The following is a 23,639-nucleotide window of genomic DNA, read 5'->3' as shown; positions in this document are numbered from 1 at the left end:
GTGGGAGAGGGGCAGGGTGAGGGCACCAAACCGCACAGGAACCCAAACCCATGCCATCACGCCCTCCGTTCTTCGCCAGCGCCCGAGGCCGCCTGCTGATTTTCAATCTGCTGGTGGTCGCCGTTACGCTGATGGTGAGCGGCGTGGCGGTGCTCGGTTTCCGTCATGCCAGCCAAATCCAGGAGCAGGTGCAGCAGCAAACGCTGGATGATATGACCGGCAGCATGAACCTGGCCCGCGATACCGCTAACGTGGCGACGGCGGCGGTGCGGCTCTCGCAGGTGGTGGGAGCGCTGGAGTACAAAGGCGAAGCCGAGAGGCTAAAACAGACGCAAATGGCGCTGCGCCACTCGCTGGAGCAGCTTGCGGATGCGCCGCTGGCGCAGCAGGAGCCGGCGCTGGTGGCGCGGATTATTCAGCGTAGTCATGAGCTGCAGCAGAGCGTGACGGAGATGCTTGAGCGTGGACAGCGACGCCATCTGGAGCGTAACGCGCTGCTGAGCTCGCTGTATCAAAGCCAAAGCTACCTGCGTCATCTGCAGGACATCAACCACCGCTATGGCAGCAATGTTCCGGATGCGCAGCAGCTGATGGAGATGGACCGGCTGCTCGCTGCCGCCATCGACACCCCTTCGCCGCGCGCGACCGTTCAGCAGCTGGATGCGGTGACCGCAGCCCTGCCACGGAGTGCCGTACAGCCGATCGTGAAGGGGGTTCTGCCTGATTTTAATGCCGAGTTAGGTAAGCTCGCCCCGCTGTCGAAACAGCTGGAAGAGAGCGACCTGGCGATAAGCTGGTATATGTTCCACATTAAGGCGCTGGTGGCGATCCTCAACAGTGACATCAATCAGTACGTTGAGCAGGTGGCGCAGGCCTCCCGGCTTCGCACGGCCCAGAGTCATCACGAACTGCAATCCATCAGCGTGTTTATCAGCTTCTTCGCCGTGCTGGCGCTGATCATCACCGGGTGCGCCTGCTGGTATATCTACCGCAATCTGGCCTCCAACCTGACGGCGATTTCCCGGGCAATGTCGCGCCTTGCTCACGGTGAACCGGATGTCTCCGTCCCCGCCCTGCAGCGGCGCGATGAGCTGGGCGAGCTGGCGCGCGCGTTTAACGTTTTTGCCCGCAACACCGCCTCGCTTGAGCACACCACGCGTCTGCTGAAAGAGAAAACCACGCAGATGGAGATCGACCGCATCGAGCGTCAGGGGCTGGAAGAGGCGCTTCTGCACAGCCAGAAAATGAAAGCCGTCGGACAGCTGACGGGAGGGCTGGCGCATGATTTTAATAACCTGCTGGCGGTGATCATCGGCAGCCTTGAGCTTACCGATCCTGACTCAAAAGACGCACCGCGCATTACCCGGGCGCTGAAGGCTGCCGAGCGTGGTGCCTTACTGACCCAGCGCCTGCTGGCGTTTTCCCGTAAGCAATCCCTGACGCCGCATGCGGTAGACATGCTGCCGCTGCTGGAGAACCTCCGGGAGCTGATGCGCCACTCTTTGCCTGCCACGCTCACGCTTGAGATTGAAGCGCAATCCCCGGCGTGGCCCGCCTGGATAGACGTCAGCCAGCTGGAAAACGCGATCATCAACCTGGTGATGAACGCCCGCGATGCGATGGAAGGACAAAGCGGGGTGATAAAAATCCGTACCTGGAATCAGCGCGTCACCCGCAGCGACGGACGCCGACAGGATATGGTGGCGCTGGAAGTCATCGATCGCGGCAGCGGGATGTCTCAGGAGGTGAAATCGCGGGTCTTTGAACCGTTCTTCACCACCAAACAGACCGGGAGTGGAAGCGGGCTGGGCCTGTCGATGGTCTACGGTTTTGTGCGTCAGTCCGGCGGTCGCGTGGAGATCGAAAGCGCGCCGGGACAGGGGACGACCGTGCGGCTTCACCTCCCGCGCTCGATGCTGCCCGCCGCTGCAGTTGATGAAACGCAGTATGCCGCCGCCTCCGTCGATAACGAGCGGCTGGTGCTGGTGCTGGAAGATGAAGCCGATGTTCGCCAAACCCTGTGCGAGCAGCTGCATCAGCTTGGCTACCTGACGCTGGAAGCGGACAACGGCGAGCAGGCGCTGAGCATGCTGGCGGCGTCGCCGGATATTGGCATGTTTATCAGCGACCTGATGTTGCCCGGAAGCCTGAGCGGGGCGGAGGTGATTAACCATGTGCGCAGTCATTATCCGCAGCTTCCGGTGCTGCTGATCAGCGGCCAGGATTTACGGCCTGCGCATAACCCTCAGCTGCCGGACGTTCAGTTACTGCGTAAGCCGTTTACGCGAGTGCAGCTGGCGCAGGCGCTGCGGAAAATATGTTTTTAAACGCCCCTGTTTAGGATTTCATCAAGAGCATCGTTAAAGCCGGTGATGCTAAGCTGCGCAAAATTTGGCAGATTGGGATATAAAGGGAATTATGCCGGTACTCACAAGAGGGGACTCACATATGATCGTGATGCCTACAACATATAGCCCGAGCACAGTTGCCAGATCGTTTAAACTCGTTGATGAGTTTGAACTCTCCGGGCGAGTGCTACACGTCATTTTTGATAGTCTGACGCCAAGAGCTGCGATTATTGAAGCGGATATCGAAACCTTCGATGGGGTGCCACGGCATCGGGTTGTTGCTGCCCTGGATTTACAACGAAAAGCGCATTTGGGTGAAGACATCATTGCCGTCGAGCGCTGTTGGGAAGATGCCAACCTTATTCAGGTAGAAGGTATCTGCGTTGATCCTGCTGAGCGTGACAAGGGGCTGGCAACTCGGCTGTATGAAGCCCTGGTCTTACACTGCGGCGTGACGCTTGTCAGCGATTTTGAGCAATATGAAGGCGGGAAGATGCTCTGGCAGAAAATTGCCCGCGAGTCTGATCAGATAGCTGTCTTTGTTCTCGATACCGAGCAGGGCGCATTTTGGCCGTATGATGGGAGCAAGGTTATCTATGATGGAGGCTGTATTCCCGAGGATCGTATCTGGAGCCATTCGCCGGACCAAAAATGCTATGGCATCGTATTGGTTGCAGAAAATAAACAACGTGCGAATCAACTCATGGAAGACCCCGCTCGTTACAGAATTTGAGATTCCTCCGCTACCCCAGTCCTCAACCGTTCATTATCGTAAGGCCAGTTCACCTGCGAGTCTGGCCTTATGAAACGTTACTCAACTGCTCTGTTATTTGGTCTGCTGTCACTCACCAGCCAGCTGGCTCATGCCGATATTGTTGATGATGCTATTGGCAACATTCAGCAGGCAATCAACGATGCCTATAACCCCAGCAGCAGCCGCAGCAGCGATGATAGTGACGATCGTTATGACCGCAGCCGCCAAATCGACAGTCGACAGTACGACGATCGTCGTCGGCAGCTCGAAGACAGACGCCGCCGTTTAGACGAGCGTCAGCGTCAGTTAGATGACGATCGCCGTCGGTTAGAAGAGGATGAGCGGCGGTTAGAAGACGATTACGATCGAGGCTAAGTGCGGCCTGTTGCCCTCACCCCAGCCCTCTCCCACGGGAGAGGGAGAAAACCTAATCCAGCACCAACACCATCCCGTCATACCCTGCTTCAACGCCCTGCGGCAGCGGGTTATCCATCATCCACACGTCAAACTGATGGCTGATGTGCGTCAGGATCACCTGAGGGCAGCCAATCACCTTGTTTAACGCCATCACGGTATTTAAGTCGCAATGGTTTCGCGGCGTCTCGTCGCGCGGTTCGTGACTGCAGTCGATAATCATCGCCTGCGGCTGGTTGTTGAGCAGGAACTTCACCGTTTTTTCTGGCAGCCCGGCGGTGTCGGAAAGCCAGGCCACGCGGCTGTGGGCCGATTCCAGCAAATATCCGAAGGTCAGTTTCGAATGGTTGAGCGGCAGCGGCGTGACCCGCAAGCCCTGAAGTTCAAACATCACAAACGGTTCGACCGTGTGGCTGAAATCGAGGATCCCCGGGTGTTTGAACAGGTCGTCACAGCCTGCTTCATCCGGTGGACCGTAGACCGGAATGGTCGCGCCCACGCCCCAGCGCAGGGGAAACAGCCCCTGAACGTGATCCATATGATAGTGGGTGAGTAAAAACTGCTGGAAGCTGCCCGCAGGCCAGTCATCCATCAGGTGCGGAATACCGGCATCCAGCAGGGTGACGGCGTCGTTGAATTTAACCACCGCGCTGCACGGGCGACGGCGATAGTTATCCTGCAGGCGCGCCCGGCGACACGCCGCACAGTCGCAGCCAAAGACAGGAACCAGCTGGGCACCACCTGTTCCCGTTAACGTAATCGTCAGACTCATCGCACACCTCTACAGTGGTTTGGTGAATCGAAAATGGCTCTGCGTATACCCTTCACGAACGTAAAAACGGTGTGCGTCGGTGCGCTTGACGCTGGTGGAGAGTTCGGTCAGCTCTGCGCCAGCCTCTCGTGCCACCCCTTCCGCCCAGGCCAGCAACTGGCTACCCACCTTCAACCCGCGCGCCTGCGGCATCACTACCAGCTCCTGGATCTCGCCGATCCAGCGCGCGTGATGGAGATGAAACTGCAGGTGCAGGCCGATCATGCCGATGGCCTGCCCGTCCATTTCTGCAAGCTGGTAGCGCATGTTGCGATCCTGCAGATTGGCAAGATAGCCCGCGTGAAACGCCTGGCGATCGAACTCGGCCTGCTTTAACTCGCAGATTAACGCGTAAACGATTTGCGCATCGTCTGCGGTGGCGGGGCGAAGCGTGCAGTCAGGCATGCTGGTTCTCCTTCTGACGGATAAGCGATAAAAAGGTATCGACTGACTGTAGCAAACTTCCGTCGTTATTGAGGATGTGACAGTCTGAAGGGGTATAGCGGGCCGCACGCTCAAGCCGCTGGTCTATCTCGCGGGCGGATTCACGGCCCCGGTTCAGCAGGCGGCTGCGCAGGACGTCCGGCGAAACCTGCAGACAGACCGGCAGCAGGGCCGCCTCGTAGCGGGCGCGCGCTTGTGGCAGATGCGCGCGTGAGCCGTTGACCAGCACGTCGAACCCCGCATGCAGCCACAGGTCAATCTCAATGCCGATCCCGTAGTAGTAGCCGTTGGCGTGCCAGCTCAGCGCCAGCAGGTTTTGCCCGGCACGGGTGAAAAACTCCTGCTCGCTCAGGGCGATATGGTTTTCACTCCCGGCGTTGGCCGCGCGGGTAATATAGCGATGCGCGACCAGCAGCTGCGGGTGTTCCCGCTGTCGTAAGGTGGACAGCAGGCTGTCCTTACCGGAGCCGGACGGCCCCATTAACCAGATGAGTCTTCCCATCAGAACACCCGTTTTCCCTGACGCCAGACGTGGTCGATATGAACGTGCTCGCCCTTGCGGTGGGCCAGCACCAGATCCGCACGTTTACCCTCAGCTATCTCGCCGCGATCCTGCAGATTAAGCGCCGAGGCCGGGTTTTTCGTCACCAGGCGAATGGCCTGCGGCAAGGTGAAGCGGTTGCCCTCGTCGTTCGCCACCCGGAACGCCGCGTCCAGCAGGCTGGCAGGGTAGTAGTCGGACGAGAGGATATCCAGCAGGCCAAGTGAGGCGAGTTTGCTTGCCGCCACGTTGCCGGAGTGCGAGCCACCGCGAACGATATTTGGTGCGCCCATCAGCACGTTCATGCCGTGCTTGCGCGAGGCTTCGGCGGCTTCAAACGTGGTGGGAAATTCCGCGATCACGCTGCCAAGCTGATGGGATTCGAGCACATGATCGTGCGTGGCGTCGTCGTGGCTGGCTAGCGCAATATTGCGATCGCGGCAGAGGGCGGCAATGGCGAGGCGGTTCGGCTGCGACCACCGCGCCGCGAGCGCTAGCTGTTCTTCTTCGTAACGGGCCATCTCCGCATCGTTGAGAGAATATTTGCCCTGATAGTATTCGCGATACTTCTCAATATTGGCGAACTGGCGCTGCCCCGGTGAATGGTCCATCAGGGAAACCAGCGAGACCGGCTCGCGGCCGACCAGCTTTTCAAACAGCGGCAGGGTGGTGTGGTGCGGCAGCTCGCAGCGCAGATGCAGACGGTGCTCGGCGCGGTTGAGGCCGCATTTTTGCGTCTCTTCCACGGCGTTGATCATCTTCTCCAGGTTTTCCAGCCGATCGCCGCCGTCGCGCACGTCGCCAATCGCCACCGCGTCCAGCACGGTAGTGATGCCGCTGGCAACCATCAGCGCGTCGTGGCTGCTCATGGCCGAATGCGCGGGCCAGTCCACCTTCGGGCGAGGCGTGAAAAATTTGTCCAGATTATCGGTATGCAGCTCAATCAGCCCCGGCAGCAGCCAGCCGCCTTCACCGTCCATCGCTTCAGGGGTACGGCTTTGGGTTTCGGCAAATGCGCGGATGACGCCGTCCCGGACTTCAATCGAGCCATCAACGACTTCGTTTTCCAGCACCAGCTTGACGTTATTGATAATCATGCGTTTGTCCCCATCGGGTGCAGTCTGTCCGCGACGCGGGTGCGAACGCTTTCGTCGTGGAAGATCCCGACGATCGCCGCGCCGCGCGCTTTGGCCTGTTCGATCAACTCCACCACCGCCGCGCTGTTTTTACCGTCGAGCGAGGCAGTGGGTTCATCCAGAAGTAAAATCGGGTAGTCGACGATAAAGCCGCGGGCGATGTTGACGCGCTGCTGCTCGCCGCCGGAAAAGGTCGACGGAGCGAGATGCCACAGGCGCTCGGGCACGTTGAGGTGCGTCAGCAGGCTGGCGGCTTTGGCGGCGCAGGCTTCACGCGGTACGCCGAGATCCAGCAGCGGCTGCATGACCACGTCCAGGGCGGAGATCCGCGGGATCACCCGCAGAAACTGGCTCACCCAGCCGATCGTCGAGCGGCGCACGTCCAGCACCTTTCGCGCGGGGGCCTGAACCAGGTCTACCCACTCATCGCCGTGGCGAATATGGATGTGTCCTTCGTCAGGCAGGTAGTTGGCATACAGGGAGCGCAGCAGGGTGGATTTCCCGCTGCCGGAATGGCCGTGCAGCACCACGCATTCGCCGCTGCTGACCTTCAGAGAGGCATTTTGCAGCACCGGCAGGCGCACGCCATTTTGCTGGTGGAGCACGAAGGTTTTACTGACATTTTCAACGTGGATCATGTTGGCCTCGCGAGGGGGTCATGCCGGGTGGCGCTTCGCTTACCCGGCCTACAAGGTACGGTGTTCGTTTTGCCGGGTGGCGCACTCAATTCTGCAGCACGGACGACACCAGCAGCTGGGTATATGGATGGTGGGGATCGTCGAGCACGCGGTCGGTTAACCCACTTTCCACCACCTGACCCTGCTTCATCACCAGCAGACGGTCCGCCAGCAGGCGCGCAACGCCTAAATCATGGGTGACAATCACCACCGCCAGGTTCAGTTCCACCACCAGGCCGCGCAGCAGGTCGAGCAGGCGCGCCTGCACGGACACATCCAGCCCGCCGGTGGGTTCATCCATAAACACCAGCTTCGGGTGAGTGACCAGATTGCGGGCAATCTGCAGGCGCTGCTGCATGCCGCCGGAGAAGGTGGTGGGCAGGTCATCGATGCGTGACGCGGGGATTTCAACTTCCTCCAGCCAGTGCTGCGCCGTGGCGCGGATGTTGCCGTAGTGGCGTGCGCCGGTCGCCATCAGCCGCTCGCCGATGTTGCCTCCCGCCGAGACCTGACGGCGCAGGCCGTCCATCGGGTGCTGATGCACCACGCCCCACTCGGTGCGCAGCAGGCGGCGGCGTTCGGCTTCGCTCATGCCATACAGCGACACGCCGTTATACAAAATGTCGCCATTTTGCGGCGTCAGGCGCGCGGAGATGGACTTCAGCAGCGTGGTTTTGCCGGAGCCGGACTCGCCGACAATGCCCAGCACTTCCCCCGGCCAGAGTTCGAACGACACGTCGCTGAAGCCTTTGCCCGGCGCATAAAGGTGAGTCAGGTGATTAACCGAAAGCAGCGGTTTCATTGGCTGTTCGCCTCGCTCTGTTGGCGGCAATAATCGGTGTCGGAGCAGACAAACATCCGTTTGCCCGTGTCATCCAGCACCACTTCATCGAGATAGCTATGCTTCGAACCGCAGATGGCGCACGGCTCGTCCCACTCCTGCACCGTAAACGGGTGATCGTCGAAATCCAGGCTCTCCACCCGGGTGTAAGGCGGGACGGCGTAGATGCGTTTTTCGCGCCCGGCGCCAAACAGCTGCAGGGCGGGCATCATGTCCATTTTCGGGTTGTCGAACTTCGGGATCGGCGACGGGTCCATGACGTAGCGCCCGTTCACCTTCACCGGGTAGGCGTAGGTGGTGGCGATATGGCCGAAGCGGGCGATATCCTCATACAGCTTCACCTGCATCACGCCGTACTCTTCCAGGGCGTGCATGGTGCGGGTTTCCGTTTCGCGCGGCTCGATAAAGCGCAGCGGCTCCGGGATCGGCACCTGGAAAATCAAAATCTGATCTTCGGTGAGCGGGGTTTCCGGAATGCGGTGACGGGTCTGGATCAGCGTCGCATCTTCGGTTTTTTCGGTGGTATTAACGCCCGTTACGCGCTGAAAGAAGTTGCGGATCGACACGGCGTTGGTGGTGTCGTCCGCGCCCTGGTCGATCACTTTCAGCACGTCTGCTTCGCCGATCACGCTGGCGGTGAGCTGGATACCGCCGGTACCCCAGCCGTAAGGCATCGGCATTTCGCGGCCGCCGAACGGCACCTGATAACCCGGAATGGCGACCGCTTTGAGTATGGCGCGGCGGATCATGCGTTTGGTTTGCTCATCCAGATAGGCAAAGTTGTAGCCGCTTAAGTTAGCCATGTTTACGCTCCCGTTGCAGGCGTTTCAGCAGTTCCAGTTCGGCCTGGAAATCAACGTAGTGCGGCAGCTTGAGGTGCGAGACGAAACCCGCCGCTTCTACGTTGTCCGCGTGGGCCAGCACAAACTCTTCGTCCTGCGCCGGGCCTGCAATGTGTTCGCCGTAGTCCGGTGCCTGCAGGGCGCGGTCGACCAGCGCCATTGCCATGGCTTTGCGCTCGCCGAGGCCAAACACCAGCCCGTAGCCGCGGGTAAAGTGCGGAGCCTCGTCTTCTGGTGCGACGAAACCGTTGACCATTTCACACTCGGTCATCAGCAGTTCGCCGACGTTCACCGCAAAACCCAGCTCTTCCGGCACGATTTCAACGTCGATATAGCCGCTACGAATCTCAGCCGCAAACGGGTGGTTGCGCCCGTAGCCGCGCTGGGTGGAGTAGGCCAGCGCCAGCAGATAGCCTTCGTCGCCGCGCATCAGCTGCTGCAGGCGCGACGATCGCGAGCACGGGTAAACCGGCGGCGTATGGGTGATATCATCCGGCTGCGCGCCTGAGTCCTCTTCCGCCTTCGCCAGACCCTGTTTCGCCAGCAGGCTGAAGACGTGGGGAGACGACTCTTGTTCGGCGTCAGAGGTGCTGAGCGGCGGCGTTTCGCCGTTCGCCAGCAGAGTGAAATCCAGCAGGCGATGGGTGTAGTCATAGGTGGGGCCAAGCAATTGGCCGCCGGGAATATCTTTGTACACCGCTGAAATGCGACGCTCCAGGCGCATCTCCGCCGTATTGACCGGCTCGCTCACCGCCAGTTTGGCAAGCGTGGTGCGGTAGGCGCGCAGCAGAAAGATGGCTTCCACGTTATCGCCGCTGGCCTGCTTCAGGGCCAGCGCCGCCAGTTCACGGTCGGCGATACCGCCCTCGGTCATCACCCGATCGACGGCGAGGTTTAGCTGCTGCTCAATCTGGGCGACGTTCAGCTCAGGAAGCCATTCATCGCCCCGTCGTCTGTGCGCCTGTAGCGCATGGGCGGCGGCGATGGCCTTTTCGCCCCCTTTGACGGCAACGTACATCAGCACACCTCCACGTGGGTGGTCCGAGGGATTGCCAGCAGGCGCTCGCCGCAGGTCAGGATCAGGTCAATGCCCAGCGGGAACGGGTGCGGACGCTCGGTCAGCTCATGAATGATGCACTCTGGCAGCTGCGGCGCGACCATGCGTTCATCCGCAATGCCCGCACCGGTCAGGCGCAGCATGCGGCCACCGCTCAGGCTTGAAACCTGCAAAATCAAGGTGGCGCTGGTCTCCGGAGCCACTGCGCTGCCCTCGCTCAGGGCGTTGAGCTGCTCGTGGCTGATTTGTTCGTCGGCCACGGCAAAGACGGCCTGCCGGGGTTGCTCAACCAGCGGGGCGCTGGTGTGAAAACGCAGGTTCTGGCTGGCGATATCGTTCGACAGTGCGCCCGAAAGCCACACAGGGGTGTCGTTGTCGGCCAGGGTCAGCAGTACGCTGGTGGTGGCCAGATTTAACGGCAGCCAGCCCTGAGAGAGCTGGTGCAGCGAGACGATCACACCCGGCTCGCTCATGGCTTTCAGCAGGCGACGAAAACTGTGTTGGGCATCCTGGACGGCCAGGGTAAAAGCAGGTTGAAGCGTCATACGTTGTCTCCGCGAACGAGCGTAAAGAAGTCGACCCGGCTGGTATTCACTTCGGCCTGACGTGCGGCAATTCGTGCGGCGCGGTCAGCTTCCAGCGGGGCAATAAGGGTTTCCATCAGGGTCTGGAAATGCGATTGTTCCTGTAAAAGCGCGTCGATCACCGCGCAGCGCTCGGCGTGCGCTTTATCGCGCCCCAGCACGTAGCTGTAACCCAGCGTGCCGCTGTTCAGGCGGATCGCTGCGCGGGTGAGGGTGGCATCTCCGGCGAAGAAGCGCTCGCCGGTACCGCCCATGCGCGCCTGGATCTGAACGAGGCCGATCTCCGGGGGGCGGAGGGTGTCGTAATCGGGCGCCAGGCTAAGGGCGTTCATGCGGGCAGACAGCGCAGCGGGCTGACTGTGAGCAAGTACGCGCATCCAGCGCTGTCGGGTGGCGGTGTCGAAGTGCATTCAGTGCTCCATGGTGAATTCGATCATGTCGGCGCGGGTCAGGCTGACGGAGTATTCCGTCGCATTGACCTCACCGTCACGGTGGTTGAGCGTGCGCACGCAGAGCAGCGGAGCCATGTTGGGGATTTCCAGCACCTTGCTCTCTTTTGCCTGCGCCCGGCGGGCGCTGATGCGCGTCTGGGTACGCTTAAGCGCAATGCCTGTCGCACCCTGAAGAAAATCATGCAGCGAGCCGCTGGAGAAATGCTGCAGCACCGGCCAGAGGGCGAGGTCCGCGAAGTAGTGGTCTATCTGACAGACCGCGACGCCGTTGACCCGGCGCAACGTGCGCAGATGGATGACGTTATCGCCTTCCTGAATGCCCAGCGCGTCCGCCACATGGCTGGAGGCCGGACGCAATACCGAGAGCAGTTTTTCACTGGTCGGGTGGCTGCCCTGGTCCAGCAGGTTCTGGCTAAAGCGCGCCTGGGCGTTTAGCGGGTAGTCGAACGGGCGCATCAGCACCAGGACGCCCACGCCCTGGCGGCGCTGCACCCAGCCGCGCTCGACCAGCTGGTCAATGGCGCGGCGCAGGGTGTGGCGGTTCACTTCGTAGCGGTCAGCAAGCTGTTGTTCTGCTGGCAGGTAGTCTCCGCAGCGGTAGTGCGTGCGCAGTTCCACTTCGAGCTTTGCCGCAATTTCTTGCCAGCGGGTGGGGTAACTGGTCGGATGTCTGGATAAGTGCATATAAAACAAAGCCTCGCTTCTCAGATGAAGTGCTTACGCAAACGTTGAGAGAGGAAATCCAGCAGGCTGACGGTGACGATGATGAGCACCATCAGGGCGCAGGTTTGCTGGAACTGGAAACCGCGAATCGCTTCCCACAGGGTGACGCCAATCCCGCCTGCGCCGACCATGCCGACGACGGTGGCGGAGCGGACGTTGGATTCAAAGCGGTACAGGGAGTAGGAGATCAGCAGCGGCATCACCTGCGGCAAAACGCCGTAGAGGATCTCTTCGATTTTGTTGGCACCCGTGGCGCGGATGCCTTCCACCGGGCCGGGCTCGATGGCTTCAACCGCCTCCGAGAGCAGCTTGGAGAGCACGCCGGTGGTGTGAATGAACAGCGCCATCACACCCGCGAACGGACCGAGGCCGACGGCCACCACGAACAGCATCGCAAACACCATTTCGTTGATAGCGCGACAGGCGTCCATCAGGCGACGCATGGGCTGGTATACCCACCATGGCACGATGTTTTCGGCGCTCATCAGGCCAAATGGAATAGAGAGAATGACGGCAAGCGCGGTACCCCAGACGGCGATTTGCAGGGTGACCGCCATTTCGCTGAGGTAGTCCTGCCACTGGCTGAAGTCCGGCGGGAAGAAATCGGCGGCGAAGGTCGCCATGTTGCCCGCGTCTTTGAAGAGCAGCAGCGGGTCCATTTCCGCGCCTTTCCACGAGATAACCAGCACCGCCAGCAGGATGGCCCAGCTTATTAGCGAGAACCAGCTGCGCTTCGGCGGCGGGAGGGTAATGGTTTGCATATGTTACTCCGTGGGTCCTGGTTTGCCGGATGGCGCTACGCTTATCCGGCCTACAATCCGTACCGTAGGCCCGGTAAGCGCAGCGCCACCGGGCGAAGAGTTACTGCACCGCTTTATTCACGCTGGTCATCGCGCCGAGCGCGGCGGTCAGACGATCAAGGTCTTCCAGCTGGGCCTGAATGGTGGCCACTTTGCTGGTCTTCTCCTCGTCTTTCAGCCCTTTGTTATCCTTCACGCCCTGCATCTCTTTAAACAGCGCCAGCTGGCGAATCGGCACCAGCTGCAGGTCGCTTGACGGACGGAACGGTGCCCAGCCCAGACGTGCCAGAACCGCTTTCTCTTCCGGCGTTTTGCCGTAGGTCATAAAGAAGTCGTACACCTTGTCCTTGGTGCTTTCAGACAGGTTTTTACGCCACACAATCGGGTCGCCGGGGATCAGCGGTGATTTCCAGATGACCTTGATCTCTTTCAGCTTGTCCGGTGCTGAGGTCTTCAGCTTGTCGAGGTTTTCGGTGTTGTTGGTGGCGACATCCACCTGCTTGTTGGCCACGGCCAGGGCATTGGTTTCGTGGCTGGCGTTCACCGTGCGTTTGAATTCGCTGGCGGAGGCGTTGTTTTTGGCGAAGACGTAGTAGCCAGGGACAAGGTAACCAGAGGTAGAGTTTGGATCGCCGTTGCCAAAGGTCAGTTCTTTGCGTTTGGCAAGCATGTCATTGAGGGTGTTGATCGGGCTGTCTTTGTTCACGATCAGCACGCTCCAGTAGCCCGGGGAGCCATCTGCCGCGACGGTCTGGGCAAAGACCTGGCCGTTCGCGCGGTCCACTGCTTCCATGGCGGAGAGGTTGCCGTACCAGGCGATATCCACTTTATTAAAGCGCATCCCCTGGATAATGCCCGCGTAGTCCGGGGCGAAGAAGGCGTTCACTTTGATCCCCAGTTTGGTTTCCATATCTTTCAGGAACGGTTCCCACTGAGGTTTCAGGTTCTGCTGTGATTCCGTCGAAATAATGCCGAAGTTCAGCGCTTTTTCCTGCTCTTCCGCATACGCTGGGCTTAACAGGGTGCTGATGCTGAACATGCTGGTAAAGGCCAGCGCGGCAACGGCTTTGTAGCTCATGTACTTTCCTCGGATCGGGTTTAATTAAGCAGCCTGCGCGTTCTCTTCGACGCGGTTAATGCTGCGGTAGAGATGGTCAAAACGGTCGTTATCAAACTGATGGCTCGCGCCATCAAAGAACACGTGTCCCTGACGCAGGGCGACGATGCGTTCGCAGTAGCGCAGGGCGTAATCCACCTGATGCAGCGTAACCACCACGGTGATGCCGTCGTTCTGGTTAATGTCGTGCAGGGTCTCCATCACAATGCGGGCGGACTCCGGGTCCAGCGAGGCGATGGGTTCGTCAGCGAGAATGATTTGCGCTTTCTGCATCAGAGCGCGGGCAATGGCGACGCGCTGCTGTTGTCCACCAGACAGGGTGGACACGCGCTGGTGGGCGAAATGTGCCATACCGACGCGGGTCAGCGCCTGTAAAGCTTCCTGCTTCTGAGAAGGAGAGAACCAGCGAAGACAGGTGCGCCAGAACGGGGTACTGCCGAGCGCGCCAATCAGCACGTTCTCCAGCACCGTCAGGCGGTTCACCAGGTTGAACTGCTGGAAGATGTAGCCCGTCTGGGCGCGGCTCTTGCGGATATCGCCCGCCAGACGCCCTGCGCGCTGCACCGTATTGCCCAGCAGCTCGACGTTGCTTTGCGGCGTTTTATCGCTGGTGATAAGCCCGCTCAAATGGCGCAGAAGGGTGGATTTACCTGAACCGGATGGCCCCAGCAGAGCCACCATTTCACCCTGCCGCACGGTGAGATCAACGGCATGCAACGCCTTGTTGTGATGAAAGGTCTTGCTCAGTTTCTCGACGCGGATGACAGTTTGCATGTGCTGGGCCTCACGATAAATGTGGCCCCATGCTGGCGCATCAATATGACATTTGGGTTAAGTGCAGGTTGCGGGAGTTTGAAGAGTTGAAGTGAAAGCGATGACAGTCACCGTAGGCCCGGTCAGCGCAGCGCCACCGGGCGCTGTTGCCGGCTGCGCTGCGCTTATCCGGCCTACGACGTTTGGTGTTGCTTAACGACGTTAATCATCCACGGCACGCCGTATTTGTCGGTAACTTTACCGAAACCGTGTGCCCAGAAGGTCTCCTGCCAGGCCATTTCGACATTGCCGCCTGCGGCAAGGTTGTCGAACCAGCGTTTGCCTTCTGCCACGTCCTGGGTGTCGAGCACCAGCGTGAAGCCGGCATACTGCGCTTTGCTGCCCGGCGGCAGTCCGTCGCTCATCATGATATCGCTGCCCGCAATGCGGACATTGGAGTGAGCGATAGCCGAATCCGGAAATTGCATACCGGACGGACAGCCTTCCTCGCTGTTATCGCTTTTTGGCATTTCGCCGAAGGTGATTTTATAGAGAAGCTCTGCGCCGACGGCTTGCTGGTAGAAAGAAGTGGCTTCTGCACAGTTACCGGCGAAAGAGATGTAGGGACTTAACGGCATAATCTTTACCTCACGTAAGAAAAGCCCATTAAGTGTAGTTCCCGAAAGCCCAGTAAGCGAAGCGCCACCGGGCAGGTCAATCAGTTCTTTTTCACAAACTCAGATTTCAGTTTCATCGGGCCAAAGCCGTCAATTTTGCAGTCGATATTATGATCGCCTTCAACCAGACGGATATTCTTCACTTTGGTGCCAATCTTCAGCATGGAAGAACTGCCTTTCACTTTCAGATCTTTAATTACGGTAATGCTGTCACCGTCAGCCAGCAGATTGCCGTTCGCATCTTTTACGACAAGTGCATCAGCATCGTGTGCTGGTTCGGCATCATTCCATTCGTGAGCGCATTCCGGGCAGATGAACATGCCATTATCTTCATAGGTGTATTCAGAATTGCATTTGGGGCAGTGTGGGAGTGGCATATCGGTATCCTCAAAAAGTGTAAACGCGCTGGAAAGTGCCAGCTAAATGACGGCAGTGTGCCGAAAAAGGCGGCAAGTATAGCGCAAATCCACATGGTTGTCGGTGATATTGTGAGTTAAAAAATTGCAAAAAGCGTATTGGGAGTGACACTTCCTGTCAGTCAGTTAAGCGATGCTTACGTCATTAACACGGTGGGAAGAAATGACGCGAAATATATCGAATATTTTATTGCAGCAAATTGCTACGCACCTCCATTTCGGATAAGGTGAAGCGACACATTGTTATTTATCTCCGGACTTCGCTGCCATACATATCTTATGGTAGTGCCGCATTACCTCTCTTTTTAGGTGGGTAAATAATGATGATATATCCTGAAGTTTCTTAAAAATGGGCTACGCTTTTTTCTTTTGGCTATCTGGCCAGAAGAAGAGCTATACACGCCTTGCAAGGATAGTGAATTATTTCTGATTATCTTCAATCAGTTATATTTCGGCGAACATGTTTTCCACACGTGATCATATAAGCCTGAACAACATAATTAATACCAGTGGCTTAATAAAAGTAATAAATTTGCGTTAAGGAAAGTCTTTTATCATGCACACACAGACCATTTTTGAATTAAGCCAGGAAGCTGAGCGTTTGTTACAGCTCGCTCTGCAAAATCTTGATACGTTGAAATCAATGCCGACTGCAATGCTGGAGAGCACCGCGGTTGCCATAACGGGTGAAAAGAACAACGTTTTACCTTTGCATTTTAGTGCTCGCGGTGTCGAAGCGCAGCAGGCGATGCTGAATAATGAATTACGAAAAATAACCCGACTGGAAATGGTCCTGGCTATTGTTGGCACAATGAAAGCGGGGAAATCAACCACCATTAATGCGATTGTGGGGACCGAAGTGTTGCCGAACCGCAATCGTCCGATGACGGCACTACCGACGCTGATTCGCCATACGCCGGGTCAGAAGGAGCCGGTGCTCCATTTCTCACATGCCTCGCCCATTGATGAATTGATCCAACTGCTACAGACAAAACTGTGCGATTACGATCGCGGAAAGCTGGCTCAGCGTCTGGAAATTGATAAAGACATGAATACGCTGCTGGAGCGCATTGAAAAAGGTGAGGCATTTGAGAAGCATCACCTGGGGGCGCAGCCGATATTTCATTGTCTGAAAAGCCTCAATGACCTGGTGAGGCTCTCCCAGGCGCTCGGCGTTGAGTTTCCGTTCTCTGAATATGCGGCGATCGAACACATTCCGGTGATTGAAGTGGAGTTCGTGCATCTTGCGGGCCTGGATGCTCATCTCGGGCAGCTGACGCTGCTCGACACTCCCGGGCCCAATGAGGCCGGGCAACCGCATCTGCAAAAAATGCTCAGCGAGCAGCTATCCCGCGCGTCGGCGGTACTGGCAGTGATGGATTATACCCAGCTTAAATCCATTTCGGATGAAGAGGTCCGTCAGGCTATTTCCGCGGCGGGAAAATCCGTGCCGCTGTATGCGCTGGTTAATAAATTCGATCAGAAAGATCGCAATAGCGACGACGAAGAACAGATCAGGGCGATGATCTCCGGCACCTTAATGAAAGGCAATATTTCGCCCGGCCAGATCTACCCCGTTTCGTCCATGTGGGCCTACCTGGCGAACCGCGCTCGCTACGAGATGAATACGCACGGGCAACTACCGGATCATCAGGAGCAACCTTGGGTGCAGGATTTTGCCGAGGCTGCGCTTGGGCGTCGCTGGCGTACGGCGGACCTGGACGATATCGACCATGTTCGCCATTCTGCTGATTTGCTCTGGGAAGATTCGCTCTTTGAACAACCGATTCGCAAGCTGATTTATGCCGCCTATGCCAATGCCTCGCTATTCGCTCTGCGTTCGGCTTCGCATAAGCTGCTCAACTATGCACAAAGTGCCCGTGAGTATCTCGACTTCCGCTATCAGGGGCTGACGGTGGCCTTTGAGGCGCTGGAACTGAACATCGCACGTCTGGAAGAGGACATGGCGCTTCTGCAGACTCGCCAGAGCGTGGTGAGCGATGAGGTGAAACACGAGGTTGAGGAGGCGTTGAACGCCACCGCGGACTTTATGGTGTCTCAAAAAACGGCGCTTCACCAGGCGATTGGCGATGTGTTCAGTGCGCACCATATTCTTGATTTGGCAGGCATCGATCGGCTCAATCGTCACGATGACGAGCCGCAAGCGCCGAAGCAGCTGGTTCTGGACGATGAAGGGCAGGCGCAGATCGCGCTGAGTAAAATCCGCTCCTCCTGCGAGCTTATCATGCTGGATGCGCAGACGAAGATCGCCCGCGAACTGGCGCTACGCTTCGATCAGCTGGAGTCTACGTTGGCGCGTTCCCTGAACGAAGCCATGCGTCCCATTGAAACGCGTATTAAAGAGCATCTGAGCCATGCGGGTTTTCGGGCGCGGATCAGTTTTCCGGCATTTCAGGCGAGCCAGCTTAACTTCAATACGCGTGCGTTGTTTAACGATGCGATTGCGCAGGATGACAGCCAGGCTGGCCAGCCCTCTGGCGGGGGCAGCATGCGTGAAACGGTCTCTCGCTGGCTCAATAATCCGGGCTGGGGCTGGGATGATTATGTGGAAACGCGCACGCGCTATGTTATCGACATTGCGCAGCTACATGACAAATTTAAGCAACATATTGAGCAGTTTTGTGAACAAATACGTAAAGCTTTGTCCGCACAGGTCGATGTCTCTGTAACGGCAGGGATGGCAACGTTCTTTGCAGAATTTTCGTTGTGCCTGGCCGGGTTACAGGAAAGCTTGCGTGATAGCCTCGCAGTGCGTCAACAGAATGAGCATTCAACCCGAGCGCTCTGCCAGTTGTTGAAGCAAAGTATCGCTACTGCGACGTGGATACAGGAAGATACCCGACTGTTACGCGATGATATTCAAACTCTATTCGCGGCAGAGCAACCATGACAACACAACTACTGGACGGCCCCGGGCGAACGCTGGAGTGTATTAATCCAAAATTTATGGTCGATCTGGTGCAGGGGGTAGACGCGGCGCGTCATCCCCACCTGGGACCACAACAGCTGCAGTTTCGTGAGCGTCTGACTCAGGAAATCATGACCCATACCCGACTGCGCCCCTGGGCGATGGCGGGGATGCTCAATGAAAATACGGCGCTGCGCCTGGGGTTGGCGGAAAAACTGGCCGGCATGCTCGACCCGGGTCATCTCGCGCTGACGCTGATGTCAGAGAAGCTGATTGCGCTGCGCCAGCAGACTCACCCGCGCGCGCAGCAGTCACCGGGTCTGATGCAGCAGTACGCTGAACTCGCTTCTCATTTTACCCAACGTGCAGCTTATAAAGAAAAGGCGCTGACCCAGCGCGGGTTAACGGTGCAGGCGGGTGAGCACAGCGAGCAGATTTTTACCCGCTGGCGGGCCGGACACTATGATGGCTGGTCGCTGGCCGGACGCTGTTTTATCGTCCTGGAAGAACTGCGCTGGGGCCCATTTGGCGATGCATGTCGCCTCGCGAATGAAGATGTGGCGGCCATGCTCAAGGATAACCTGCGCAGCATGGCGGCAAACTATCTGGCGCAGGGCATCAATGCATCACCCGCTACCCGCCATTTCTATCACCAGTGGCTGACAACGCCGGCATCTCCTGGGTTGATCGATCATAAGGACATGCTGGGTTGGCTGGGGGACTGGTGTCAGGCGGATAAACATCCGGTGAGCTGGTCAGTGACGCAAAACTGGCAGACCGTCGCGCTGGGGATGCCGAGGCTCTGTTCGGCAAAACGGCTGGTGGACGGGATGGTGGAAGAGATTTTTGGGTGAATCCCTTATCCCCCTCACCCTAACCCTCTCCCCGTAGGGAAGAGGGGATGGTTTGGTGCGGTGCGTTAATGATGAAGTTCTACCGCTTTCTGTTTTAAATCCTGCTCGGGTGCATTTCCGTAGCGTTTCGCGTACAGCGCGGTGATGATGGGGACCAGAATCGCGGTGACAATTACGCTGGCGGCAACCAGTGCCGTCGCTGAAGCGGCCACCGGTTCGAAGGCCGGGTTAATTTGGGCAATAATCACCGGGTTTGCGACGGCAGCACCCGCGGCTGAAGAGGCGGCGACGCCCGCTGTGCCGTTTCCTCCTCCTATTACGCGGTCGGCAATAATCAGCGGAATACCGGTGATGACGATCACGGCGACACCCAGCACAATACCCAGCAGACCAGTATCAAGAATGACCTTCAGGTTGATGGTGTTCCCCAGTGCGAAACCGAAGAACGGGATCAGCACCGGCGTGGCTTTGCTGAAGAAATCACGCAGATCGCGATCCAGATTGCCTAGGGTGAAACCGACCAGGAAGGGCAGGATCGCGCCGACAAAGTGGTGGGGTTCAAAAGATGCCAGGCCCGCAGATCCCAGGATCAGCATCGTCATTAGCGGGCCGGACTCCAGAGACATCAGGACAAATGCACCGGACTCTTCCTTCGTCCCGTACTGGTTCATCAGGCTGGCGTATAATCCGCCGTTGGTCATATCCATCGCCGAGACAATTGCCAGGACCGATAAACCCGCGAAGAACCCGCTCTGAATTCCATTCTCCGGTATGAACATCGCGCATATCATCGCCACAGCCCAGGCAACCGCTATTTTTGTTATCACCAGCGTGCCGGATTTCCGTAATACGGTACCCGTCGCCCGCAAATTAATGGATGCTCCGATACAAAAAAACCAGACGGCCAGAATGGGAACCGTGCCCGTTATCATTCCTTTTGTGAAACCACCAAAATAAGCCCCGGTATCGGGAGCAAGGGTATTCAGTATGGCGCCTAGCACCAGCGGAACCAGCATCATACCGCCGGGTATGCGTTCTATCGTGGCTTTAATCTTCATAGACAAACCTCACATCGGATCCCGCAGGACGGGTGATAGGTGTTAAAAATTAGTCAATAAATTCAATTAATTGCTCTTGCTGCTTGCGGTCTTTTTCCGATAATCCTGCAACGCAATTAAATATGTGCTCTCGATTAACCTCATTCGAAAGCACTTAAAACGCGCTATTCGGATTTATCATGCGATCATTGGAATAGCGATTCAATGAAAATAAAACATCGTTTTAGTTATCTTTGTCACATATTCAATGTAAAACTTTGCGCCGGTTCCTGATGCTGAAAATTTATGTAAATCTGATGTGAATTAACGTGGTTTGTTTTTCTGTTACGAAAGAAATAATGACGGGTGTGAGGATGTTCTTTAGGTGGGGCAAGGAAGTACTTATTGGCACTCCTTGACGAAAACTGGACTGAGTTGACCAGACACAGAAATATGTGTGAAGTTGATCACAAATATAAACGCTGGTAGGGTAAAAAGGTCATTAACTGCCCAGACAGGCGTCAACAGGTTCGGTTGTATCGACGTAAAACGTCAATGTAAGTAAACCTGCTACGCTTGAATAAGGCGATTCGCATGGAGCGGATCCCATGGTTCACAGAACGCAAACTGGACTGTGAAACAGACAGGGCCGAGTCAACGAGGATAGCTATGCTAAGAAGGAAAAAGATTAAACCCATTACGCTTCGCGACGTCACCATTATTGATGACGCAAAACTGCGTAAAGCCATTACCGCAGCCTCGCTCGGTAATGCGATGGAATGGTTCGATTTTGGTGTCTACGGCTTTGTGGCCTATGCGTTAGGTAAAGTGTTTTTCCCCGGGGCCGATCCCAGCCTGCAGATGATTGCCGCACTGGGTACGTTCTCTGTTCCCTTCCTGATTCGTCCGCTGGGCGGTCTGTTTTTCGGTATGCTCGGCGATAAATATGGTCGCCAGAAGATCCTTGCCATCACCATCGTCATTATGTCGATCAGTACATTCTGTATCGGCCTTATCCCGTCCTACGCCACCATCGGCATTTGGGCACCGATTCTGCTGCTGATTTGTAAGATGGCGCAGGGCTTCTCGGTGGGGGGGGAATATACCGGTGCGTCGATTTTCGTTGCAGAGTATTCCCCGGACCGTAAGCGCGGCTTTATGGGAAGCTGGCTGGACTTCGGCTCGATTGCCGGGTTTGTCATGGGCGCGGGCGTGGTGGTGCTGATTTCGACCGTGGTCGGTGAAGATAACTTCCTGGAATGGGGCTGGCGTATTCCGTTCTTCCTCGCGCTGCCGCTGGGGATCATCGGCCTGTACCTGCGTCATGCTCTGGAAGAGACGCCTGCGTTCCAGCAGCACGTTGAGAAACTGGAGCAGGGCGATCGTGAAGGGCTGCAGGATGGCCCGAAAGTGTCGTTCAAAGAGATTGCGACCAAACACTGGCGCAGCCTGCTGACCTGTATTGGTCTGGTGATTTCCACCAACGTGACCTATTACATGCTGTTGACCTACATGCCGAGCTACCTGTCGCATAACCTGCATTACTCGGAAGATCACGGTGTGCTGATCATTATCGCCATCATGGTCGGCATGCTGTTTGTGCAGCCGATTATGGGCCTGTTGAGTGACCGTTTTGGTCGTCGACCGTTCATTATCCTGGGAAGCGTTGCGCTGTTTGCTCTGGCAATTCCGGCATTCATACTGATTAACAGTGATGTGCTGGGGCTGATTTTTGCCGGTCTGCTGATGCTGGCGGTGATCCTTAACTGCTTTATCGGGGTGATGGCCTCAACGTTGCCCGCGATGTTCCCGACGCATATTCGCTACAGCGCGCTGGCCGCGGCCTTTAACATCTCGGTGCTGATTGCCGGTCTGACCCCGACGCTTGCCGCTTCGCTGGTGGAGAGCACGCAGAACCTGATGATGCCGGCTTATTACCTGATGGTGATCGCGGTGATTGGTTTGATTACGGGGATTACTATGAAGGAGACGGCGAATCGTCCTCTGAAAGGCGCAACGCCTGCGGCGTCTGACATCCAGGAAGCGAAAGAGATCCTGCGTGAGCACTACGATAACGTAGAGCAGAAGATTGAGGATATTGACGCAGAGATTGAAGAGCTGCAGAAAAAACGCTCCCGACTGGTGGACCAGCATCCACGCATCAACGAGTAATAAAAAACCCGCCGCTGGCGGGTTTTCTTTTATTAGCATCCGGCAGCGATGTAGTCGCCATTCGCGCTGACAGGGATCACCGTAAGGAAGAGAACTGTTGCGAACAGGATCAGGACTATCCCTCCGGCTATTTTGACTGCCGGCACCAGCCATTTTAATGAGGCGCTTTCTCCGAACCAGGTCACCGTGCGCTCACGGGCGTAACGTACTGCCAGTGAAAGCCCCACAATAGAAAGAGCGGTTCCCAGAGACATGGTCATGACCGCGGCCACTCCCCAGGTAACAATGCCCAGCGCATTCGAAAACATCAGGATCATGATCGCCCCGCTGCAAGGGCGTGCGCCGATCGCCAGAATGACGCCCAGACGCGTTTTCCAGTCACTCTGCGTCAGGTCTGCACCCACGCCGTGGTGGCCGCAGCCACAATTTTCTTCATGTTGATGAAGGGGCTTGATGGCGGAGATAGTCATCCTGCGCGGGCGCAGGCTCTTCAGCGTCTGATAAATGACAAAAGCGCCGAATGCGCCAATAAGCACAGCGCTTATCTTCTCCACATACCAGCGGCTGGTACTGATATCCCCTGAGGCGAGGTTAAATCCCACCGCCAGAATAAAGACAAACAGAATGGCGCTGACGCCCTGCATCAGGCTACCCAGGAAAGGGACGACCCGGGCAGCCAGCTCGCTTTCCTTATTAGTGGTCAGGTAGGTCGTCACGATGAACTTTCCGTGCCCGGGGCCGATGGCGTGAAGAACGCCATAAAGGAAAGCGCCCGTTAACAGCCATAATCCACCGCTGTACTGGTGGTTATTAAGCTGCAGCAGATACATCACCAGGTAACGGTGCAGCGTAATTTGTGTGGCAAGACACCACTGGATAAACACATTCCAGTGCGTATGCAGGGTAAAACCGGCAAAGAGGATTGCCAGCAGCATCGCCCCTGCTGCAGGGAGACGCCAGTCGTGGGCGAGGCGTTGTGTAGTCATGAGGGTGGGCCTGCACAGAGGAGAGTATTTGCCGCTAGTATAGTTGATCTTCCCGCTCAATTCGTGGGATCGCGTCGCGATCCGTTCATGATTGTGGATAACTTTGTGCATAAAAGGGTATAAGGCGGGTTTTTGCTGTGGAATGCAGCAGTCAGTCATTTTTCTGTCATTTAGCGGTTGCGGCCTGCTGAGAACTCCCTATAATGCGCCTCCATCGACACGGCGGATGTGAATCACTTCACAAACAACCGGGTCGGTTGAAGAGAAAAAATCC

The 23,639-nt window shown here is 57.2% G+C and carries 24 protein-coding genes; 6 read left to right on the top strand and 18 right to left on the bottom strand.

The annotated features are described in order from the left end of the window. The first annotated feature begins 50 nt into the window (after window positions 1–50). From E3U32_RS00630 to yjdP, 3 genes are all read left to right on the top strand, one after another. Entirely contained in the window at window positions 51–2,327 is a 2,277-nt protein-coding gene (locus tag E3U32_RS00630) for an ATP-binding protein (RefSeq protein WP_134347294.1), read from the top strand. Between the two features lie 121 nt (window positions 2,328–2,448). Then, a complete protein-coding gene (locus E3U32_RS00625; RefSeq protein WP_134347293.1) occupies window positions 2,449–3,081 on the top strand; it encodes a GNAT family N-acetyltransferase in 633 nt (210 codons plus the stop codon). Between the two features lie 69 nt (window positions 3,082–3,150). Then, window positions 3,151–3,477 (top strand): DDRRRQL repeat protein YjdP, encoded by a 327-nt coding sequence (gene yjdP, locus E3U32_RS00620; RefSeq protein WP_134347292.1) that lies wholly within the window; start codon window positions 3,151–3,153, stop codon window positions 3,475–3,477. Between the two features lie 52 nt (window positions 3,478–3,529). Here yjdP and phnP read toward each other — a convergent pair whose 3' ends face one another. From phnP to E3U32_RS00540, 16 genes are all read right to left on the bottom strand, one after another. Then, complete coding sequence (phnP, locus tag E3U32_RS00615; RefSeq protein ID WP_134347291.1) at window positions 3,530–4,288, bottom strand: phosphonate metabolism protein PhnP; 759 nt, start codon at window positions 4,286–4,288, stop codon at window positions 3,530–3,532. Between the two features lie 9 nt (window positions 4,289–4,297). Then, complete coding sequence (phnO, locus tag E3U32_RS00610; RefSeq protein WP_134347290.1) at window positions 4,298–4,732, bottom strand: aminoalkylphosphonate N-acetyltransferase; 435 nt, start codon at window positions 4,730–4,732, stop codon at window positions 4,298–4,300. Then, window positions 4,725–5,276, bottom strand: a complete 552-nt coding sequence (phnN, locus tag E3U32_RS00605; RefSeq protein WP_134347289.1) for a ribose 1,5-bisphosphokinase — start codon at window positions 5,274–5,276, stop codon at window positions 4,725–4,727. Before phnN ends, phnO begins: the two co-directional genes overlap by 8 nt. Then, window positions 5,273–6,409, bottom strand: a complete 1,137-nt coding sequence (gene phnM / locus E3U32_RS00600) for an alpha-D-ribose 1-methylphosphonate 5-triphosphate diphosphatase (protein WP_134347288.1) — start codon at window positions 6,407–6,409, stop codon at window positions 5,273–5,275. The genes phnN and phnM overlap by 4 nt, the downstream gene beginning before the upstream one ends. Further along, window positions 6,406–7,086 (bottom strand): phosphonate C-P lyase system protein PhnL, encoded by a 681-nt coding sequence (phnL, locus tag E3U32_RS00595; RefSeq protein WP_134347287.1) that lies wholly within the window; start codon window positions 7,084–7,086, stop codon window positions 6,406–6,408. The genes phnM and phnL overlap by 4 nt, the downstream gene beginning before the upstream one ends. Window positions 7,087–7,171: 85 nt before the next feature. Continuing rightward, a complete protein-coding gene (gene phnK / locus E3U32_RS00590; protein WP_134347286.1) occupies window positions 7,172–7,927 on the bottom strand; it encodes a phosphonate C-P lyase system protein PhnK in 756 nt (251 codons plus the stop codon). Then, on the bottom strand, window positions 7,924–8,769 hold the full coding sequence (phnJ, locus tag E3U32_RS00585; protein ID WP_134347285.1) for an alpha-D-ribose 1-methylphosphonate 5-phosphate C-P-lyase PhnJ: 846 nt from the start codon (window positions 8,767–8,769) through the stop codon (window positions 7,924–7,926). Before phnJ ends, phnK begins: the two co-directional genes overlap by 4 nt. After that, window positions 8,762–9,826, bottom strand: a complete 1,065-nt coding sequence (locus E3U32_RS00580; protein ID WP_134347284.1) for a carbon-phosphorus lyase complex subunit PhnI — start codon at window positions 9,824–9,826, stop codon at window positions 8,762–8,764. The genes phnJ and E3U32_RS00580 overlap by 8 nt, the downstream gene beginning before the upstream one ends. Next, window positions 9,826–10,410, bottom strand: a complete 585-nt coding sequence (gene phnH, locus E3U32_RS00575) for a phosphonate C-P lyase system protein PhnH (protein ID WP_134347283.1) — start codon at window positions 10,408–10,410, stop codon at window positions 9,826–9,828. Before phnH ends, E3U32_RS00580 begins: the two co-directional genes overlap by 1 nt. After that, window positions 10,407–10,859, bottom strand: a complete 453-nt coding sequence (gene phnG, locus E3U32_RS00570; protein ID WP_134347282.1) for a phosphonate C-P lyase system protein PhnG — start codon at window positions 10,857–10,859, stop codon at window positions 10,407–10,409. Before phnG ends, phnH begins: the two co-directional genes overlap by 4 nt. After that, on the bottom strand, window positions 10,860–11,585 hold the full coding sequence (gene phnF, locus E3U32_RS00565) for a phosphonate metabolism transcriptional regulator PhnF (RefSeq protein WP_134347281.1): 726 nt from the start codon (window positions 11,583–11,585) through the stop codon (window positions 10,860–10,862). Between the two features lie 20 nt (window positions 11,586–11,605). Further along, complete coding sequence (gene phnE / locus E3U32_RS00560) at window positions 11,606–12,385, bottom strand: phosphonate ABC transporter, permease protein PhnE (RefSeq protein WP_008500063.1); 780 nt, start codon at window positions 12,383–12,385, stop codon at window positions 11,606–11,608. Between the two features lie 100 nt (window positions 12,386–12,485). Next, window positions 12,486–13,502 (bottom strand): phosphonate ABC transporter substrate-binding protein, encoded by a 1,017-nt coding sequence (gene phnD, locus E3U32_RS00555; protein WP_134347280.1) that lies wholly within the window; start codon window positions 13,500–13,502, stop codon window positions 12,486–12,488. A 24-nt stretch (window positions 13,503–13,526) separates the two neighbouring features. Further along, window positions 13,527–14,315 (bottom strand): phosphonate ABC transporter ATP-binding protein, encoded by a 789-nt coding sequence (gene phnC / locus E3U32_RS00550; protein ID WP_134347279.1) that lies wholly within the window; start codon window positions 14,313–14,315, stop codon window positions 13,527–13,529. 173 nt (window positions 14,316–14,488) lie between these two features. Beyond that, the gene (gene yjdN / locus E3U32_RS00545) at window positions 14,489–14,932 is read right to left on the bottom strand and encodes a VOC family metalloprotein YjdN (RefSeq protein ID WP_134347278.1); all 444 of its coding nucleotides are present in this window, start codon (window positions 14,930–14,932) and stop codon (window positions 14,489–14,491) included. Window positions 14,933–15,012: 80 nt separating this feature from the next. Further along, window positions 15,013–15,348 carry a zinc ribbon domain-containing protein YjdM gene (locus E3U32_RS00540; RefSeq protein WP_134347277.1) on the bottom strand — a complete coding sequence of 112 codons (336 nt, stop codon included), beginning with the start codon at window positions 15,346–15,348 and terminating at the stop codon, window positions 15,013–15,015. 595 nt (window positions 15,349–15,943) lie between these two features. Here E3U32_RS00540 and crfC point away from each other — a divergent pair. Together crfC and E3U32_RS00530 are read left to right on the top strand one after the other, a co-directional pair. Then, window positions 15,944–18,298, top strand: coding sequence for a clamp-binding protein CrfC (gene crfC, locus E3U32_RS00535; RefSeq protein ID WP_134347276.1), 2,355 nt, complete (start codon window positions 15,944–15,946; stop codon window positions 18,296–18,298). Continuing rightward, window positions 18,295–19,170, top strand: coding sequence for a diguanylate cyclase regulator RdcB family protein (locus E3U32_RS00530; RefSeq protein WP_134347275.1), 876 nt, complete (start codon window positions 18,295–18,297; stop codon window positions 19,168–19,170). The genes crfC and E3U32_RS00530 overlap by 4 nt, the downstream gene beginning before the upstream one ends. 65 nt (window positions 19,171–19,235) lie before the next feature. Here the strand turns inward: E3U32_RS00530 and kdgT are convergent, their stop codons facing one another. Beyond that, window positions 19,236–20,228: a 2-keto-3-deoxygluconate transporter gene (gene kdgT / locus E3U32_RS00525; protein ID WP_134347274.1), complete on the bottom strand. Its 993-nt coding sequence runs from the start codon at window positions 20,226–20,228 to the stop codon at window positions 19,236–19,238. 648 nt (window positions 20,229–20,876) lie between these two features. Between kdgT and proP the strand changes: the two genes are divergently transcribed. Next, the gene (gene proP / locus E3U32_RS00520) at window positions 20,877–22,379 is read left to right on the top strand and encodes a glycine betaine/L-proline transporter ProP (RefSeq protein WP_134347273.1); all 1,503 of its coding nucleotides are present in this window, start codon (window positions 20,877–20,879) and stop codon (window positions 22,377–22,379) included. 32 nt (window positions 22,380–22,411) lie between these two features. Here the strand turns inward: proP and E3U32_RS00515 are convergent, their stop codons facing one another. Beyond that, a complete protein-coding gene (locus E3U32_RS00515; RefSeq protein WP_134347272.1) occupies window positions 22,412–23,365 on the bottom strand; it encodes a nickel/cobalt transporter in 954 nt (317 codons plus the stop codon). Between the last annotated feature and the right edge of the window lie 274 nt (window positions 23,366–23,639).

Source organism: Lelliottia nimipressuralis (genome assembly GCF_004402045.1).
Classification (GTDB): domain Bacteria; phylum Pseudomonadota; class Gammaproteobacteria; order Enterobacterales; family Enterobacteriaceae; genus Enterobacter; species Enterobacter chinensis.
The sequence above is the reverse complement of the archived record's forward strand: the minus strand, read 5'-3'. Positions and strand labels throughout refer to the sequence as shown.